Genomic DNA, 17370 nt, shown 5'->3' on the forward strand with positions numbered 1-17370 from the left:
CGTTTGCCGGATGACCGGAGCGCTGCTGGTGGCCGGCACCAGCTCCGACGCCGGGAAATCGGTGGTGGTGGCCGGCCTGTGCCGGTTGTTGGCCCGCCGCGGGGTGCGGGTCGCCCCGTTCAAGGCGCAGAACATGTCCAACAACTCCGTGGTGACCGTCGAGGGTGGCGAGATCGGCCGCGCCCAGGCGATCCAGGCGCGCGCGGCGGGGCTGGAACCCAGCGTGCGGTTCAACCCGATCCTGCTCAAGCCGGGCAGCGACCGCACCTCCCAGCTGGTGATCAAGGGTCGGGTCGCCGACTCTGTCAGCGCCAAAAGCTATGTGCGGCATCGTGATCGGCTGGCCTCCGTCGTCCTCGACGAATTGACCTGCCTGCGTGACGATTTCGATGTGGTGATCTGCGAGGGGGCCGGCTCGCCGGCTGAGATCAACCTGCGCGCCACCGATCTGGCCAACATGGGGCTGGCCCGGGCCGCGCAGTTGCCGGTGCTGCTGGTCGGGGACATCGACCGCGGCGGTCTGCTGGCGCATCTGTTCGGGACTGTCGCGGTGCTCGAACCCGACGACCAGGCACTGATCGCCGGCTTCATCGTCAACAAATTCCGCGGCGACCCCGCGCTGCTCGAGCCCGGGTTGCGTCAGCTGCACGACATGACGGGCCGCCCGACCTATGGCGTGCTGCCATACGCCGACGAGCTGTGGCTGGACGCCGAGGACTCGCTGTCGGTGGTCGCGCACCGCGTCGTCGGCACGCCCGCACCTCCGCGCGGGCAGGACTGGCTGCGGGTGGCCGCGATCCGGCTGCCACGGATCTCCAACTCCACCGACGTCGAGGCGCTGGCGTGCGAGCCGGGCGTGCTGGTGCGCTGGGTCACCGACCCCGCCGACATCACCGACACCGACCTGATCGTCATCCCCGGCAGCAAAGCCACTGTCTCCGACCTGTCTTGGCTGCGCGATCGCGGCCTGGCCGACGCGATCACCGCGCACGCCGGCGCCGGCAAGCCGGTGCTGGGGATCTGCGGGGGATTTCAAATGCTGTGCAGTCGCCTAGACGATCCGGTGGAATCCGGGACCGCGGGCGTGCCCGGCCTGGGTCTGCTCGACGCCGACATCGTCTTCGATCCCGAGAAGACCCTGCGCCGTTGGCAGCGGCCCCTCGTCGGGTACGAGATCCATCATGGACGGGTCGCCCGCTGTGCCGAGCGGGGTTGGTTCACGGCCGATGCGGACCAGCGTCCGCAGGGTGTGATGCGCGGCGCGGTCTTCGGAACCCACTGGCACGGCCTGCTCGACAACGACGATTTCCGGCGCGGGTGGCTGCGCCGGGTCGCCGATGCGGCCGGGCGCGGCGGTTTCGTGGTCGGCGACGTCAACGTCGCCGCGCGCCGCGATGCCCAGCTCGATCTCGCCGCCGACCTGCTGGCGTCTCATCTCGACATCGAGGGTGTTCTCAGGCTGCTTGATGGTCCGCCGCGGCGACCGGTCCTCTCAAGTCGCTTGTCGCCGTAGGGCATTCGGTGCACGAGCGGTATGAACGCTGCCGTTGACGCTATAGTAAAAATACCTAATTTGCGTACCAGATGCCCAGAATCGTCGCGCTCGCATGCCGCTTGGCTGTAGCGTGCTTGGGTGTCCTCGATGATGACCACTCTGGACGGGTTCCCCGTCCCGGTGGTTGTGGGCGGTCCGGAGAACGGCGTCGTCGTCGTCATACTGGGCGACGAGGATCGCGCCCCGGCCGCCTACGACGCTGTCTGCGAGCGGCTGCACACCGCGTCGCTTCGGACGGTCGTGGTCGGCTTCGATCCGCGCCTGACCCCCAAGTCGATGATCGGCATCCTCGACGCGCTGGGCATCGGGTGGGCCGTGGTGATGGGCGACCGCGCCGGCGGCGAACTCGCCTGGGAGCTGACCGCCACCAAGCTGGGCCGGTTCGTCGGGCTGGTGGTGATCGACCGCGGCCACCCGCGGGCCAGCAACTACGAGGGCGCCATCACCGACGGACACTGCCCGCCGGTCGAGATCGGCACCACCGTGTTGGTCAGCTCGCCGGCCGCCCGGGCGGTGGCCGAGGCCAGCCAGCGCTTCGTCTACGCCGATTACCGGGTGGTGCACCTGGGACGGCGCACCGTGCAGGAGTCGACGGCCCAGCTGGCCGCCGAGATCATTTTGCGCACCAGCACCTGGTAGCGCCTGGTTGACTGACGGTCATGGCCAGTGAAGAAAGTGCTGTGACCGATCCGAACGCGGCGATGTTGTCGCTGTCCGCGCTCGAACGACTCGTGGGCACCGGCGAGGTGGACACCGTCATCGTCGCGTTCGCCGACATGCAGGGCCGGCTGGTCGGGAAGCGGATCGACGCGCGGCTGTTCGTCGACCAGGTGGCCGCCCACGGCGCCGAGTGCTGTGGTTATCTGCTCGCCGTCGATGTCGACATGAACACCGTGGGCGGGTACGCGATGTCGAGCTGGGACACCGGGTACGGCGACACGGTGGCCAGGCCCGACCTGTCCACCCTGCGGCGCATTCCCTGGCTGCCCGGCACGGCGTTGGCGATCGCCGACGTGGGCTGGGCCGACGGCAGCCCGGTGGCCGTGTCGCCACGGGCGATCCTGCGCCGCCAGCTGGACCGGCTGGCCGACCGGGGCCTGGCCGCCGACGTAGCGACTGAGCTGGAATTCATCGTGTTCGACGAGCCCTACCGCCAGGCCTGGGCCAACGGGTACCGCGGGCTGACCCCGGCCAGCGACTACAACATCGACTACGCGATCTCGGCGTCGTCGCGCATGGAGCCGCTGCTGCGCGACATTCGTCGGGGAATGGTCGGCGCCGGCCTGCGATTCGAGGCCGTCAAGGGCGAATGCAACAGGGGGCAGCAGGAAATCGGCTTCCGGTACGCCGACGCGCTGGTCACCTGCGACAACCACGTCATCTACAAGAACGGCGCCAAGGAAATCGCCGACCAGCACGGCAAGAGCCTGACGTTCATGGCCAAATACGATGAGCGAGAAGGGAACAGCTGTCACGTTCACCTCTCGCTGCGCGATCCGCAGGGCGGCGCGGTGTTCGCCGACCCCAGCCGCCCGCACGGCATGTCGTCGGCGTTCTGCGGTTTCTTGGCCGGTCTGCTGGCCACCCTGCGCGACCTCACACTCTTCTATGCGCCGAACATCAACTCCTACAAGCGATTCGCCGACGGCAGCTTCGCGCCCACCGCGCTGGCGTGGGGATTGGACAACCGCACCTGCGCGCTGCGGGTGGTCGGCCACGGGCCCAACACCCGGGTCGAGTGCCGGGTCCCCGGCGGCGACGTCAACCCCTACCTGGCGGTGGCGGCGATGGTCGCCGGCGGGCTGTACGGTATCGAACGGGGCCTCGAGCTACCGGAGCCCTGCGCGGGAAACGCCTACCAGGCTCCCGGCGTCGAGCGGTTGCCCGTCACGCTGGCCGAGGCGGCCTCGGTGTTCGAGCACTCGACGCTCGCGCGGGACGTGTTCGGCGACGACGTGGTCGCCCACTATCTGAACTACGCCCGGGTGGAGCTGGCGGCGTTCAACGCGGCGGTCACCGACTGGGAGAGGATGCGTGGGTTTGAACGCCTTTAGCCGCCCGGTGGTCGGCCTGACGACGTATCTGGAACAGGTGCAGACCGGCATCTGGAACATCCGTGCCGGGTACCTACCTTCCGAGTACTTCGAAGGCGTCATCCTGGCCGGCGGGATCGCGGTGTTGCTGCCACCGCAGCCGGTGGACGCCGAGATCGTCGACGCGGTACTGGATGGCCTGCACGGATTAGTCATCACCGGGGGATACGACCTGGACCCCGCCAGCTACGGTCAGCAGCCGCACCCGACCACCGACGCACCCCGCAAAGACCGCGACGCCTGGGAATTCGCGCTGTTGCAAGGAGCGCTGCGCCGTGGCCTGCCGGTGCTGGGAATCTGCCGCGGCGCACAGGTGCTCAACGTCGCGCTGGGCGGCACGCTGCACCAGCACCTGCCTGACGTCCTCGGCCACAGCGGGCATCGGGCGGGCAGCGGGGTGTTCACCAGGCTGCCGGTTCGCACCGTGGCGGGCACTCGGCTGGCCGCGCTGGTCGGGGAGTCCGCCGATGCGCCGAGCTATCACCACCAGGCCGTCGACCGGGTGGCGGACGGCCTGGTGGTCAGCGCGCGGGACGCCGACGGAGTCGTCGAGGCGTTGGAGTTGCCCGGCGACAGGTTTGTGCTTGCGGTGCAATGGCATCCGGAACAGTCGCTGGAAGACCTGCGGTTGTTCGCCGCGATCGTCGACGCGGCCCGGTCCTACGCGGGGCGCGCGAGTTGAGCGCCGCGCGGCTGATCAACCCGGCGACCGAGGAGGTGCTGCGCTCGGTCGAACACGCCGACGCCGCCGCGGTCGACGACGCGGTGGGCCGGGCGCGGGCGGCCCAGCGGCGGTGGGCGCGGCTGTCCCCGGCCGAACGGGCCACCGGCCTGCGGGACTTCGCCGCCGCCGTCGACGCCCATCTCGGCGAGCTCGCCGCGCTCGAGGTCGCCAACTCCGGGCATCCCATCGCGTCGGCCGAATGGGAGGCCGGTCACGTCCGCGACGTGCTGAACTTTTACGCTGCTAGTCCGGAACGCTTGTCCGGCAAGCAAATTCCCGTGGCCGGTGGCCTGGACGTCACGTTCAACGAGCCGATGGGCGTGGTCGGTGTGATCACGCCGTGGAACTTCCCGATGCCCATCGCGTCGTGGGGTTTCGCACCGGCCCTGGCCGCGGGCAACGCGGTGCTGATCAAACCCGCCGAGGCGACGCCGCTGACCACCCTCCGGCTCGGTGAGCTCGCGGTGCAAGCCGGCCTTGACGCGGACCTGCTGCAGGTGCTGCCGGGTCCGGGCGCGGTGGTGGGGGAGCGGTTCGTCACCCACCCCGACATCCGCAAGATCGTGTTCACCGGGTCCACCGACGTCGGCAAGCGGGTGATGTCCGGCGCGGCCGCTCAGGTGAAGCGGGTGACCCTGGAACTCGGCGGCAAGAGCGCCAACATCGTGTTCGCCGACTGCGACCTCGAGCGCGCCGCGGCGACCGCACCGGCCGGGGTGTTCGACAACGCTGGGCAGGACTGCTGCGCCCGCAGCCGAATCCTGGTGCAGCGCAGCGTCTATGACCGGTTCATGGAGCTGCTCGAGCCCGCCGTCACCGGCGTCGTCGTCGGCGACCCGGCGTCCCGGGACACCGAGATGGGTCCGCTGGTGTCGGCCGCACATCGCGACAAGGTCGCCTCGTATGTGCCCGACGACGCCCCCGTCGCCTTCCGCGGCACCGCGCCGGCCGGCCGCGGATTCTGGTTCCCGCCAACGGTTCTGACTCCGCAGCGCACCGACCGCAGCGCCACCGACGAGATCTTCGGCCCGGTCGTCACGGTGCTGGCCTTCGACGACGAGCACGACGCCATCGGGTTGGCCAATGACACCAGCTACGGGCTGTCCGGATCGGTCTGGACCGACGACCTATCCCGCGCGCTGCGCGTGTCCCGGGCGATCGAATCCGGCAATCTATCGGTGAATTCGCACTCGTCGGTGCGGTACAGCACGCCGTTCGGCGGGTTCAAGCAGTCCGGGCTGGGCCGTGAGCTGGGCCCGGACGCGCCGCTTCACTTCACCGAGACCAAGAACGTGTTCATCGCGATCAGAGAGGACTAGGCGGTGGCGGTCGATCTCACCCAACGATTGGCGGGCCGCGTGGCCGTCGTCACCGGCGCCGGCGGGGGCATCGGTCTGGCCGCGGCGCGGCGGATGCATGCCGAGGGCGCCACGATCGTTGTCGGCGACATCGACGCCGACGCCGGCGGCGCGGCGGCCGACGAATTGTCCGGCTTGTTCGTGTCCACCGACGTGTCCGACGAGGCCGCGGTCAACGCGCTTTTCGACACTGCGGCGCTGGCCCACGGGCGCGTCGACATCGCGTTCAACAACGCCGGTATCTCGCCGCCCGACGACGATCTCATCGAGAACACGGAACTGCCGGCGTGGCAACGCGTCCAAGACGTCAACCTGAAGTCGGTGTACCTGTGTTGCCGGGCGGCGTTGCGGCACATGGTTCCCGCGCAGAAGGGCTCGATCATCAACACGGCGTCGTTCGTCGCCGTCCTGGGCTCGGCGACGTCGCAGATCTCCTACACCGCCTCCAAGGGCGGGGTGCTGGCCATGTCGCGCGAACTGGGCGTGCAGTTCGCCCGGCAGGGCATCCGGGTGAACGCGCTGTGCCCCGGGCCGGTCAACACCCCGCTGCTGCAAGAGCTTTTCGCCAAGGACCCCGAGCGGGCCGCCCGCCGGCTGGTGCACGTCCCGGTGGGACGATTCGCCAACCCCGACGAAATAGCTTCGGCGGTAGCGTTTTTGGCCAGCGATGACGCGTCATTCATCACCGCTTCGACGTTCATGGTCGACGGCGGGATCAGCGCCGCCTACGTCACCCCGCTCTAACCGCCGTACTTATCGGCCGCATGTGACCCGGGATGCTCGCTGATCGCGACCAGTCGGATGGGCTCGCCGGCCCGGTCCTCGCGCAGCCGCTCCATCGTCGGGGCGGCGGCCGCCCAGGCGCGCGGCACCGACAGCACACCGACCGGCGTCCCGCGGCCCAGGCCGGCGTCCACGCCGTTGGTGACAGCGGGCTTGGGGAACAGCGATTGCAGGGCCGCGGTCTTGTTCAGCGAATTGAGGTGGCCGATTGCGAAGTCCGATGGCGCGGTCACCGAATTCAGTTTCGACAGCGATGGGGTGACCGCGGCGAGAGACGCTTCGAGCGTGCTCAGCGGTGACGACGACAGTCCTTTGAGGGCGTCGGGTATCGCCGACATCAGTTCACAGCCGGCGGATATGACGTCCGGCGCGGACTGCAGAGCCCAATTGCGTTTCGTCACAGCGGGATTGCCGGGAGGAGCGGGGAAGGGGGCCATCGTCGCGGCACCGGCCGCGGCCTCGGCGTAGGCATGCATGGCGTCGGCGTTTCGCGCCCACATCGCGTCGTACTCGGCGTCGACGTTCGCGATCGCCGCGCTCCGCTGGCCCAGGCAGTTCGTTGACACCAGCGACATTCGTCGCGTCCGGTTGCCGGCGATCTCCGGTGGCGGCACCGTCGCCGTGAAGGCCGACTGATGCGCGCCGGCCGCCGCCGTGAGCTGGGCGGCCGCGTGCTCGCTGCGGGCCGCGACCGCGTCGAGCCAGGCCACGTAGCGTGCCGCGGCTTGGCTGAGCGCCGCGCCCTCGCCGTCCGCCGCCAGCCGTGCGGTCACCTCCCGGTAGTCGGCCGCCGCGCTGAAGAGCCGTGCGGCCAACGCTTCCCACGCCGCCGCGGCGCGCATCATCGATCCCGCGCCGGGACCCGAATACATCAGCCCGGAGCTGATCTCCGGAGGTAGCGCCGCGAAATTCATTACGACCTCCGCCTGCCTGTGGCGGTACAAGTGGTGCCCGAAAACATGAGGGTCTTCTTTCACGAGATAGACACGGGGGTTACAAGCCGTGGGGCTCACGTGTCGCGCGCACACCGTGCGGCGGCGAAACACGCCCAGCCCGGACGCGACGATCAGCGGCGGGCGACGCAGATCCGGGTCAAGATATCTCGTTCGGGCGCGATGGCCGCGGGCGCGCGGGGTTGGGTGCCGCCGGGCGCAAGCCTTATCGGGGTGAAGGACAACGGCGCCGGCGTCCGCACCGACTGCGGTGACAACCGGTTCCACGTCAGGGGTCGTTCCTTGGTCATCCACGCGCTGCGGAACGGCTTCGTGTGGGTCTTGTTCGCCGGTGCGAAAGACCGCGCGGCGGCCGGGGCAGCCTGGCCGATGGCGACGGGACGCTCATGCGTCAACCCGGCCTGGGTGCCGACGGTTGCCGCTGACCATGCCGCCGGCTCCGGCGGCGCCGCCGCGGCGAAGTTGGGCCGCACCCACGAGCCCGTGACCAGGGCGGTGAACACCCCAAGTGCCGCGGTAACCGCGATGGCCAGCTGCCATCGCCGAGTTACGCCAACGCCCCGGAAAACCACAGTGCACCGAATGTACCGCGCGAAAATCGGTGAACGGTCCCAGCGAGCTGTGAACTCGATCCGAGTCCGATGTGGGTTTGCGCAGGTGGTGCGGCTGGCGCCCACCAATCAGCGATCTGACCCCGGGGATCGATGAGCTCGTTGAAGTCGGCGACGCCGTGAATGGCGAGCGTGAACCGGGCCGGCCCGAATCGGCGACCTAATTGAACTGCCGGTAGCACCGGCCAACGACAGGCGCTACGGCCGGTAAGCGAGGAGCGGGATCGCCATCTCCGCCGGGGTGGCTCCGCCGTGAAAGCCGACCAGGCGGGCCGTTTCCGGGGGCTCGTGCGCGCTGGCCAGCACCGCGGCGTCGCCGGAACAGACGACCACCACGTCGCCGAGGCGCGACAGGTTCCGGGAATCGACCGGCCCGAACATCCCGGTGGCCACCGCCTGCTCGCGGCTGTACACGGTGGCGCAGCCGTCCAGCAGCTCGCCCCAGGCGGCCTGCACGTCGGCGGCGGCGCCCGGCTCGGTGTGCAGATACCGCACCCGCGGCTCGCCGGCCACCACCCGGATTCCCTCGGCCAGCCGGGGATCGGTGTCGAGGTCGATGCGCGCTTCCGCTGGGACGTTGATGCCGCCGTGGTCGGCGGTCACCAGCACCGCCGCGTTCGCGGGCAGCGCGTCGAGCAGGCGCGACAGCAGCGCGTCGATGTTGGTCGCCGCGGTATGCCACTGCTCGGAGCCGATGCCGAAGACGTGGGCGGCGGTGTCGAGCTCCGCGGTGTAGCCGTAGACCAGCCCGGGCGCCGCGCGCAGCTCGTCGGCCAGCAGCCGCGCGTAGTCGTCGGTGGGGCCGGCCGGGTGGAATTCGGCGCCGCGGTACGCGGCCTCCGTCAGTCCGCTGCCGAGGAACGCGGCCGGCAGCACGGCGCGTGCGCTCACGCCGGCGTTTTTGAGCCGTTCGAACCAGGTCGGCACCGGCTGCCAGATGGCCGGGGGTGGGTCGTCGCGCCACCGGACGTGGTGGAGCACCCGGTCCGTGCCGGGCATCTTGAGCGTGAAGCCCAGGATTCCGTGCTCGCCCGGGAGCGCACCGGTGCCCAGTGACACCAGGCTGGTCGGCGTCGTCGATGGGAACGTGCAGTCCAGCCGGGTCAGCCGCCCGGTGGAACCGGCCAGCACGGAGGCGAGCACCGGCGCGCCGCCGGCCAGCCGCGGAAGCAGGTGCCAGCCCAGCCCGTCGACCAGCACGACGAGCACCCGGTCGATCCGGTCGGCGCCGGCCCAGTCCGCCACCGCCAGGTTGTCAACCGCATCCGGGACCCCGAGCAGGGCGGCCGCGGCGGGCAGCACGTCGCACAGCGAACCAGGCACGGGGCCAGTCTGGCGGTGAAGTCAGACGCGCGCCAGTCGGTGCCCGGTGGCCAGCAGCTGCCGATTCGTGCTGTCGCTCAGCGCACAGAGCTGCGCCGGCGACAGCCGGCCGCACAACCGGCCCCAGTGCATCGCCACCACATCACCGGCGGCCACGTCGGGCACGGCGCTGTACCCGTCGGCCCACACCTCGAGCACGCGCGCCGACGGTTTCGACAGGGCCAGCGCCCGGCCGTCCCAGGCCAGCCTTCGGCACAACACCTCGACGCGGTCGGCGTCGCGGGAAAGCACTGTCCCGGAGGTGATTCGGCAGTTATCCAGCACGCTCAGCGGCTGCTCGTCCATACCCCGGCCGAGGAACCGCGTCCACGGATACACCCCGAACACGTGGAAGCAGTGGTTGCCGGCGGCCTCGCACGCCAGATCCGCGGTCAGGTGCGACCAGTAGTGGCCTGCCTGCGGGCCGATGATCGCGAGCAGCGCGTCGAAGAATTCCTGCGGGTCCAGGCCGGCGGCGACGCCGCCGCCGAGCCAATACGATTCGACCAGGCGGTAATCCAGCGGGTCGGCGATGCCGGTCAGTTTCGACAGCACCCGCAGGTACGGCCACGCGCCGGAGAACTTGGTCGCCGCCCTGCGCACGTCCGCGACCGACCCGTCGCGCAGGGTGGCCCCCAACGGCGGACCGCAGTAGCCGAGCGCGTTGGGCGCGTAGGCGTAGCGGGCGAACATCTCGGCGCCCGCGTCGCGGCTGTCCGGATCGGCCAAGGATCACCCCCGACCGGCCTGGCCCACCAGCTTGACGGCGTCGCGGTGCATGCGGCCGAAGTTGTAGTAGGCCGCACACGCGCCCTCCGGCGACACCATGCAGGTTCCGATCGGTGTCTCCGGTGTGCAGGCGGTGCCGAAAACCTTGCATTCCCAAGGCTTGAGCACACCCTTGAGCACCTCACCGCACTGGCAGGCCTTCGGGTCGGCGACCCGCACGCCGGGCATCGCGAACCGCAGCTCGGCGTCGAACTCGGCGAAATCGTCGTGCAGCCGCAGCGCGCTCTGCGAGATGAAGCCCAGCCCACGCCATTCGAAGTGCGGACGCAGCGCGAACACCTTGCCCATCAACGCCAGCGCCGCGGGGTTGCCGTGCTCGGGCACCACCCGCTTGTACTGGTTCTCCACCTCACAGCGACCCTCGCGGATCTGACGCAGCAGCATCGCGACCGAGGCCAGGATGTCCAGCGGCTCGAAACCGGCCACCACCAACGGCTTTCGATACACCTCCGGGACGAACCGGTAGGGCCGGTTGCCCACCACGGTGGACACGTGCCCGGGGCCGATGAAACCCGACAACCGCAGGTCCGGTGACTCCAGGATGGCCCTGATCGGCGGCACGATGGTGACGTGATTGCAGAACACACTGAAGTTGGGCAGGCCCAATTCGCGCGCCCGCACCAGAGTGACCGCGGTCGAGGGCGCGGTGGTCTCGAAACCGATGGCGAAGAACACCACTTGCCTGCCGGGGTTGTCGACCGCGATCTTCAGCGCGTCCAGCGGCGAGTAGACGAACCGCACGTCGGCCCCGCGAGCCTTGGCGTCCAGCAGACTGCCGTGCGAGCCGGGCACCCGCATCATGTCCCCGAAGCAGGTGAAGATCACGTCGGGTTGGCCGGCCAGCCACATCGCATCGTCGATGCGTCCCATCGGGATCACGCAGACGGGACAACCCGGGCCGTGCACCAGTTCGACGTTGTCGGGCAGCAGGTGTTCGATGCCGTGCCGGTAGATGGTGTGCGTGTGCCCGCCGCACACCTCCATGAACTTGAAGTTCTCACCGCCGTTCCCGGCCAGGTGCTCGATGGCCGTCAACAGCTTGCGCGCCGCGGCCGGGTCGCGGAATTCGTCAACGAATTTCATTGCCGCTCCTGTCAAACGATGGCCGACGAATCGAAGGCCTGCATTTCGGTCGTGTAGGTGTCGCCGAGTTTCTTGATGGCGGCCAGAGTGAGCAGCGCCTCGGTCTCGTCGATCTTGGCCATCGCGAAACCGACGTGCACCAGCACCCAGTCGTCCGGTGCGGGCATGTCGTTCTCCAGCAGCCGGACGCTGATCGTCCGTTGCACTCCGCTGACGTCAACTTTGGCCAGGCAGTTGGCGGGATCGGTGATCTCCACGATCCGGCCCGGAATTCCCAGACACATCTTTCTGCTCCTTTCGTCTCGTGGCGACCCGCTGCGCCCGGCTTCGCCGCGCTTGCGATCGCCACGTCAGCAGATCCGGGGCAGCGGGTCGCCGACCAGCATGTCGACGATCCGGGTCCCCCCGAATCCGGTGCGCAACACCACGCTTTCCGCGGGTTCGGTGACGATTTCCCCGACCTCGGCCGCCTGCGCGCCCAGGGGGTGCGACCGTAATGCGGCCAGCCCGGCCTCGGCCTCGTCCGGTGCGACGACGGCGACGAACTTGCCCTCGTTGGCGACATAGAGCGGGTCGATGCCGAGCAGTTCGCAGGCGCCATTGACCATGGGCGCCACCGGAAGTCGTTCCTCTTCGAGCAGCACCCCGAGGCCGCAGGCCTGGGCCAATTCGTTGCACACCGTGCCGACCCCGCCGCGGGTCGCGTCGCGCATCCACCGGGCGGACGGGGCGGCCGCCATCAACAACTCGACCAACGGGCTGACCGACGCTGTGTCGGAGGCGATGTCGGCCTCGATGGCCAGGTCGCCCCGGGCGAGCATCACCGCCATGCCGTGATCGCCCATCGACCCGGACAGCAGCACCTTGTCTCCGGCGCGTACCGACTGCGCCGACAGCACGCGGCCCGCGGGGATGACGCCGGTTCCGGCGGTGGTGATGAACAGGCCGTCGGCCGCGCCCCTGGGTACCACCTTGGTGTCGCCGGTGACGACCTGCACGCCGGCGGCCGCGGCCGCGGCGGCCATGTCGGCGACGATCTCTTTCAATTCGGCGATCGGGAAACCCTCTTCGAGCACGAACGCCGCCGAGATCCAGGACGGCACGGCGCCGGCCACCGCGAGGTCGTTGCAGGTGCCGTGGATGGCGAGTTGACCGATGGACCCGCCGGGGAACCGGCGGGGTTGCACCACAAAGGAATCCGTCGACATCGCGACCCGCTCGCCGCTGGGCAGCGCCAGGACGGCCCCGTCGCCCAGCGACTCGAGCAGCGGATTACGAAACGCCTCCACGAACACCGCGTCCACCAGCGCCGCCGACGCCTTGCCGCCGGCACCGTGGGCCAGGGTCACATGATCGTCGAGCAGCCGGGGGCGGCGACGGCGGAACGACTCGATCCGCTCGATCACGTCGCCTTCGCCGAACCGCGGCCCCGACGACAGATAGTCGCCCGCCGACTTGTTCATGCGCCGCTCCTCCTCATCGCTTCGCTCTGCATCGTCGCGGGCGTGTTCATCATGCCGCTCCCCAATCTTGAGCCGTGCCAAGGCAATCGTGGACCGCCAGCCACAACTGGTAGCCGACCAGCGCTTGGGATTCCTGAATGCGGTGCACGCTCTGCGAACGAACGACAAAGCAGGCGTCCACGTTCGGGTTGTTCACGAAGGCGCCACCGTCGTAGCCGGAGAATCCGATGGTGTACAGGCCGCGCTTGTGCGCCTCGGCAAGCGCCGCCAGCAGGTTGGGCGAATTGCCGCTGGTGGACATCGCGATCGCGATGTCGCCGTCGCGCGCGCGGGCGATCAGCTGCCGGGCGAACACCAGCTCGAACCCGACGTCGTTGCCCAGTGCGGTCAGGATCGCCTGGTCGGCGGTCAGCGACCAGGCCGGCAGGGGATTGCCGAGCGGTGGGCGCGCGAACAGTCCGGCCAGCGTGGTGCAGTCGGTGCAGCTGCCGCCGTTGCCGAAGGTGAACATCCTTCCGCCGGAGGCGAATCGGCGCGCCAGTTCGGCGCCGGCGGCCGCCAGCAGGTCGGCGTTGGCTTCCAGGGTGGAGCGGCGCAGCGCGAGGCTTTCGGACGCCTTGGCCTGCGCGGACGCCGCGAGGTCGGCGAGCAGCGCCGACGGGTCGTCCTCTTCGGCGTCGATGAACGGGTACAAGAAGTTGGTGGGCTCGTCGGTGGGACTCATGAAGCGTCCTCCTCATGCACGCGGCTGATCGCCGTTCCGGCGTGTACCAGTACCAACTCGCCGGCGGCGACCGGGTCGACGAGCGTGGTGACCACGTCCTCGACCCCCCGGGCGGTGCGGACCCGGGCCTGTCCGTCGACCGAAGCACTCACCACTTCGCCGAGCCGGCCCTCGTCGCTGCACGTGACGCAGACCTCGTCGTCGGGTTTGGGTTTGAGCAGCCCTGAGTGTTCGAAGCACACGTGGGTCAGCTCCCACAGCAGGTGGTAGAACAGCACGAAGCCTCCGGTGGCGGGCACGCGCGGGTCGGGATCGTCCAGCCACAGCACGTGATCGGCCGCGGCGGCCGGGGGTGCATCGCCGCTGCCGATCCAGATCGTGGTGGCGCCCCAGGCCGGGGCGCGGCGCATCACCGAGCGCACGTCCGCGTTGTCCGCACCGGAGATCGCGACCACGATGTCGCCGGGGCGCACCGACACCCGCGCCAGGTCCACCAGATCGGGCCCGGTCAACGCCACGGCCGGCAGGGCGCGCTTGCCCATGATCACCGGGTGGACGAATTCGACCGCGATGTGCAGCGCATGGGGTTCCCACGACGGCGCGATGGACCACATGGTTGCGCCCGCGGCGAATCGCTTGGCCAGCGTCAGGGCGGTAGCGGCGAGGTCTTCGGCCAGTTCGGCGCTCAGCCCGCGATCGATGGCGGTGGTGATCATCGCGTCAACCCCTCCTCCTGTGCGGTCAGCACCGACACCGCGGCCTGTCCCAGGGCCAGCCCGCCGTCGTTCGGTGGCACGATGTGATGCGTGAGCACTTCAAACCCGTTCTGCCGCAGCTGCGTACGGCAGGCGTCCAGCAACAGGACGTTCTGGAACACCCCGCCGGTGAGGCCCACCAGCGTGGTGCCGTCCGCCACCTGGGTGACGACCTCGGCGACGGCGACGGCGACGGCTTGGTGAAACGCCGCGGCCAGCAACGCCGGTCGTGTTCCGGCGTACAGCGCCGCGACCATCGTCTGCACCATCGGGCCCGGATCGATCACCCCGTCGGAACTCACCGCCAGCGGCAACGACGGCCGCGTGCGGGTTTCCCCGGCCGACTGCGCCAGCGCCTCGAGTTCGATCGCGGCCTGCCCTTCGTAGTCGATGCGGTGCCGCACCCCGAGCAGGGAGGCGACCGCGTCGAACAGGCGGCCCATGCTCGAACAGGGCACGCAGCCCGCCCCGGTCTCCAATTGTGAACGGATGAGCCGCAGTTCGTCGGCGGTCGCGGCGGCCACCGGCGCCAGGCCGGGGGTCCAGTCGATGTCGGCCGTCCAGAGCTGGGACAGCGCCATTCGCCACGGATTGCGCACGGCCGCGTCGCCACCGGGCAGCGGTACCGCCGACAGGTGGCCGGCCCGAACGAAACGATGACTCCGGGTGTCGAGGGTGAGAATCTCGCCGCCCCAAATGGTTTCGTCGCAGCCGTAACCGGTGCCGTCGAAGGAGACCCCGACGATGGGCTCGCCGAGGCGCCCGTGTTCGGCCAGCAGCGACACCACGTGGGCGTGATGGTGCTGGACCAGATCCAGCGGACGCTCGTCCGCGTGACGCTCCGCCCAGCTCCGCGTGTGATAGCCGGGATGCAGGTCGGCGGCCAGCCGCCCCGGCCGGCCACGAATTTCGCTGAGCTGGCTCACCGCCCGCTCGAACGCGCGCAGCGTCTCCCAGGTGGCCATGTCGCCGATGTGTCCGGACAGGTAGGCCCGGCGGCCGTCGGTGAGGCAGAAGGTGTTCTTCAACTCACCGCCCACGGCCAGCACGGCGGGGCCCTCGAGCTTGAGGTCGATCGGCAGCGGCGCGTAGCCGCGGGATCGCCGGATCGGCAGCTCGTGGGCACCCTCCTCGTCGCGCACCACGCGCACCACCGAGTCGTCGCACGGCACGTGGATCGGCCGGTCATGGTCGAGTACCGCATCGCACAGAGCGGCAGGAGGCCGCAGAAGTCTGCGCGCGGCGTCGTCATCGGTGAAGCAGATGGGCTCATCGGAGCGGTTGGCGCTGGTCAGCACCAGTGCGTCGGGCGCCCGTCTCGTGCAGCCGGGTACCGGCGCCAGCAGCAGGTGATGAATGGGGGAGTACGGCAGCATCAGCCCCAGCAGCGGGCTGCCCGGTGCGACGGCATCGGCGACCGGCGCGCCGGCGCGCCGCCGCAGCAAGACGATCGGGCGGGCCGGGCTGGACAGCACCGCGGCCTCGGCGGGGTCGATGAGGGCGTAGCGGCGCGCCACGTCGAGGTCGCGCACCAACATGGCAAAGGGCTTGGCGCCGCGCGCTTTCCGTGTCCGCAACGCGCCGACGGCCGCCTCGTCGTCGACGGCGCAGGCCAGGTGGTAGCCGCCGACACCCTTGATGGCCACCACGGCGCCGGATGCCAGGGCGTCCTGGGTGGCGGTCAGCGCCGCGTCCGAGCCGCTCACCCGCCCGGCCGGCGACGCGAACCACAGGCTCGGCCCGCAGTCGGGGCAGGCGATCGGCTGCGCGTGGAATCGGCGATCCGCCGGGTCGTGGTATTCGGTGGCGCAGCGCGCACACATGTCGAACGGCGACATCGTGGTGGCCGGCCGGTCGTAGGGCAGCTCGGTGATGATGGTGAACCGCGGACCGCAGTTGGTGCACGTGATGAACGGGTGCCGGTAACGCCGGTCGAGCGGGTCGAACAGTTCGGCGACGCAGTCGTCGCACACCGCGATGTCGGGCGGGATGGGGGTGGTGGTGCCGGCGACCAATCTGCTTGGCACGATGTGGAATTCGGGTGGGCAGGCGGGATCGGCGGCGACGTCGGCGAACCGTACCTCGGCGATCCGTGCCAGCGGCGGCGCCTCGGCACACAGCCGGCGCCCGAATTCCGCCACCGGGGCGGGCCGGCCTTGCACCTCGAGGAAGACCGCACCTGAGTCGTTACCGACGAATCCGGCCAGGCCCAGCTCGGTTGCGATCCGATGCACGAACGGACGGAAGCCGACCCCCTGTACCACGCCGGTCACCGTGACGCGCTGCCGAGTGTCAGGGGGGCCGGGCCGCAACAGCAGGGGGGTGTCGGTCATGTCAGCCGGCCTCCGAGTGGGGCGTCAGGTCGGTGCGGCCGCGTCCCATCAATTCCAGGCCGGCCATGGCCCGTTCGGCCCCGGCCTGATCCGTCTTCTCGACGACGAAGCCCATGTGGATGATCACCCAGTCGCCGGGCGCGAACGTCTCCTCCGGCAACATGCCGACGTTGACCTTGCGTTGTTCACCGGTGACGTCGACGAGTGCGAGTTGGCCCTCGTAACCGTCCAGCATTGCGATGACCTGACCCGGTATGCCCAAACACATGGTTCAGCACCCCTTTTCGGCCGTCGCGGGTGTGGCGCCGTGCAACGCCGCGACGATCTCCTCCACCGCACGTGCCGCCCGCGGGACGGCCTGTGCGACGGGTTCGGTCAGCCCGATGCCCTCCTGGACGCTGCCCGCCTCGCAGCCGACGACCACGGTGTAGGGCGGGTGGCCGCCCAGTGCCCGCAGGCTGGCGAAGACCTCGGCGGGATCCATGCTGTGTCCATCGAGGCCCTTCGTCTCGGGCGACGAATCGTGGTCGGCCTGAAAGACGTGCAACGTGCCGGGATGGCCCTGGCTGGGCACGGCGTCGACCAGGACCAGCGTGTCCCACTCTTCGAGCAGGTCATACGCCAGGTGCATGCCCCGGATGCCGTAGTCGATGACCTGGACCGTCGGATCGTCCTGGGGCAGTTCGGCGTTGCGGACCACTTCGGAGCCGAACCCGTCGTCGCCCAGGAAGATGTTGCCGATCCCGGCTACCAGGATGCGCGTCGTCATGGTGGTGTTCGCGTG

18 protein-coding genes are annotated in these 17370 nt (G+C 69.8%); 6 read left to right on the top strand and 12 right to left on the bottom strand.

Annotated features, from left to right (window positions below; translation table 11 throughout):
• Positions 1 to 10 precede the first annotated feature (10 nt).
• The 6 genes from A5708_RS07425 to A5708_RS07450 all read left to right on the top strand — a co-directional run bounded on the left by A5708_RS07425 (position 11) and on the right by A5708_RS07450 (position 6474).
• Positions 11 to 1513, top strand: coding sequence for a cobyric acid synthase (locus A5708_RS07425; RefSeq protein ID WP_065028001.1), 1503 nt, complete (start codon positions 11 to 13; stop codon positions 1511 to 1513).
• A 129-nt stretch (positions 1514 to 1642) separates the two neighbouring features.
• Positions 1643 to 2194: an alpha/beta hydrolase gene (locus A5708_RS07430; RefSeq protein ID WP_065028040.1), complete on the top strand. Its 552-nt coding sequence runs from the start codon at positions 1643 to 1645 to the stop codon at positions 2192 to 2194.
• 20 nt (positions 2195 to 2214) lie between these two features.
• On the top strand, positions 2215 to 3609 hold the full coding sequence (locus A5708_RS07435; RefSeq protein WP_065028002.1) for a glutamine synthetase family protein: 1395 nt from the start codon (positions 2215 to 2217) through the stop codon (positions 3607 to 3609).
• Positions 3590 to 4330 (top strand): gamma-glutamyl-gamma-aminobutyrate hydrolase family protein, encoded by a 741-nt coding sequence (locus A5708_RS07440; protein ID WP_231117838.1) that lies wholly within the window; start codon positions 3590 to 3592, stop codon positions 4328 to 4330. The genes A5708_RS07435 and A5708_RS07440 overlap by 20 nt, the downstream gene beginning before the upstream one ends.
• Positions 4327 to 5691, top strand: a complete 1365-nt coding sequence (locus tag A5708_RS07445) for an aldehyde dehydrogenase family protein (protein ID WP_065028004.1) — start codon at positions 4327 to 4329, stop codon at positions 5689 to 5691. Before A5708_RS07440 ends, A5708_RS07445 begins: the two co-directional genes overlap by 4 nt.
• Positions 5692 to 5694: 3 nt before the next feature.
• Positions 5695 to 6474 carry a 3-oxoacyl-ACP reductase gene (locus A5708_RS07450; protein ID WP_065028005.1) on the top strand — a complete coding sequence of 260 codons (780 nt, stop codon included), beginning with the start codon at positions 5695 to 5697 and terminating at the stop codon, positions 6472 to 6474.
• On the opposite strand, the gene A5708_RS07455 is transcribed toward A5708_RS07450, so the two are convergent.
• The 12 genes from A5708_RS07455 to A5708_RS07510 form a co-directional block, all read right to left on the bottom strand.
• Positions 6471 to 7427, bottom strand: a complete 957-nt coding sequence (locus A5708_RS07455) for a PPE family protein (RefSeq protein WP_065028006.1) — start codon at positions 7425 to 7427, stop codon at positions 6471 to 6473. The genes A5708_RS07450 and A5708_RS07455 overlap by 4 nt on opposite strands.
• A gap of 152 nt (positions 7428 to 7579) precedes the next feature.
• On the bottom strand, positions 7580 to 7969 hold the full coding sequence (locus A5708_RS07460; RefSeq protein WP_231117839.1) for a hypothetical protein: 390 nt from the start codon (positions 7967 to 7969) through the stop codon (positions 7580 to 7582).
• 306 nt (positions 7970 to 8275) lie between these two features.
• Positions 8276 to 9400 (bottom strand): alkaline phosphatase family protein, encoded by a 1125-nt coding sequence (locus A5708_RS07465; protein ID WP_065028008.1) that lies wholly within the window; start codon positions 9398 to 9400, stop codon positions 8276 to 8278.
• 21 nt (positions 9401 to 9421) lie between these two features.
• Positions 9422 to 10168 carry a DUF6390 family protein gene (locus A5708_RS07470; protein ID WP_081292852.1) on the bottom strand — a complete coding sequence of 249 codons (747 nt, stop codon included), beginning with the start codon at positions 10166 to 10168 and terminating at the stop codon, positions 9422 to 9424.
• Between the two features lie 3 nt (positions 10169 to 10171).
• The gene (gene hypD, locus A5708_RS07475) at positions 10172 to 11311 is read right to left on the bottom strand and encodes a hydrogenase formation protein HypD (RefSeq protein WP_065028009.1); all 1140 of its coding nucleotides are present in this window, start codon (positions 11309 to 11311) and stop codon (positions 10172 to 10174) included.
• Between the two features lie 11 nt (positions 11312 to 11322).
• Entirely contained in the window at positions 11323 to 11595 is a 273-nt protein-coding gene (locus A5708_RS07480; protein ID WP_065028010.1) for a HypC/HybG/HupF family hydrogenase formation chaperone, read from the bottom strand.
• 66 nt (positions 11596 to 11661) lie between these two features.
• On the bottom strand, positions 11662 to 12774 hold the full coding sequence (gene hypE / locus A5708_RS07485) for a hydrogenase expression/formation protein HypE (protein WP_065028011.1): 1113 nt from the start codon (positions 12772 to 12774) through the stop codon (positions 11662 to 11664).
• A gap of 49 nt (positions 12775 to 12823) precedes the next feature.
• A complete protein-coding gene (locus A5708_RS07490) occupies positions 12824 to 13498 on the bottom strand; it encodes a D-sedoheptulose-7-phosphate isomerase (RefSeq protein WP_065028012.1) in 675 nt (224 codons plus the stop codon).
• Positions 13495 to 14214 carry a HypC/HybG/HupF family hydrogenase formation chaperone gene (locus A5708_RS07495; RefSeq protein ID WP_065028013.1) on the bottom strand — a complete coding sequence of 240 codons (720 nt, stop codon included), beginning with the start codon at positions 14212 to 14214 and terminating at the stop codon, positions 13495 to 13497. Before A5708_RS07495 ends, A5708_RS07490 begins: the two co-directional genes overlap by 4 nt.
• Positions 14211 to 16586, bottom strand: a complete 2376-nt coding sequence (gene hypF, locus A5708_RS07500) for a carbamoyltransferase HypF (RefSeq protein ID WP_065028014.1) — start codon at positions 16584 to 16586, stop codon at positions 14211 to 14213. Before hypF ends, A5708_RS07495 begins: the two co-directional genes overlap by 4 nt.
• A 1-nt stretch (position 16587) precedes the next feature.
• Positions 16588 to 16854 (bottom strand): HypC/HybG/HupF family hydrogenase formation chaperone, encoded by a 267-nt coding sequence (locus A5708_RS07505; RefSeq protein ID WP_065028015.1) that lies wholly within the window; start codon positions 16852 to 16854, stop codon positions 16588 to 16590.
• A gap of 3 nt (positions 16855 to 16857) precedes the next feature.
• Complete coding sequence (locus A5708_RS07510; protein ID WP_065028016.1) at positions 16858 to 17355, bottom strand: hydrogenase maturation protease; 498 nt, start codon at positions 17353 to 17355, stop codon at positions 16858 to 16860.
• Positions 17356 to 17370: the final 15 nt, after the last annotated feature.

Source organism: Mycobacterium colombiense (assembly GCF_001672755.1).
Taxonomy (GTDB): Bacteria; Actinomycetota; Actinomycetes; order Mycobacteriales; family Mycobacteriaceae; genus Mycobacterium; species Mycobacterium colombiense_C.

Bases quoted from the DNA above. Each gene is read 5' to 3' on its own strand.
- A5708_RS07425 (WP_065028001.1), top strand. From the start codon at position 11: ATGACCGGAGCGCTGCTGGTGGCCGGCACCAGCTCCGACGCCGGGAAA.
- A5708_RS07430 (WP_065028040.1), top strand. From the start codon at position 1,643: ATGATGACCACTCTGGACGGGTTCCCCGTCCCGGTGGTTGTGGGCGGT.
- A5708_RS07435 (WP_065028002.1), top strand. From the start codon at position 2,215: ATGGCCAGTGAAGAAAGTGCTGTGACCGATCCGAACGCGGCGATGTTG.
- A5708_RS07455 (WP_065028006.1), bottom strand. From the start codon at position 7,427: ATGAATTTCGCGGCGCTACCTCCGGAGATCAGCTCCGGGCTGATGTAT.
- hypD (WP_065028009.1), bottom strand. From the start codon at position 11,311: ATGAAATTCGTTGACGAATTCCGCGACCCGGCCGCGGCGCGCAAGCTG.
- A5708_RS07480 (WP_065028010.1), bottom strand. From the start codon at position 11,595: ATGTGTCTGGGAATTCCGGGCCGGATCGTGGAGATCACCGATCCCGCC.
- hypE (WP_065028011.1), bottom strand. From the start codon at position 12,774: ATGAACAAGTCGGCGGGCGACTATCTGTCGTCGGGGCCGCGGTTCGGC.
- A5708_RS07490 (WP_065028012.1), bottom strand. From the start codon at position 13,498: ATGAGTCCCACCGACGAGCCCACCAACTTCTTGTACCCGTTCATCGAC.
- A5708_RS07495 (WP_065028013.1), bottom strand. From the start codon at position 14,214: ATGATCACCACCGCCATCGATCGCGGGCTGAGCGCCGAACTGGCCGAA.
- hypF (WP_065028014.1), bottom strand. From the start codon at position 16,586: ATGACCGACACCCCCCTGCTGTTGCGGCCCGGCCCCCCTGACACTCGG.
- A5708_RS07505 (WP_065028015.1), bottom strand. From the start codon at position 16,854: ATGTGTTTGGGCATACCGGGTCAGGTCATCGCAATGCTGGACGGTTAC.
- A5708_RS07510 (WP_065028016.1), bottom strand. From the start codon at position 17,355: ATGACGACGCGCATCCTGGTAGCCGGGATCGGCAACATCTTCCTGGGC.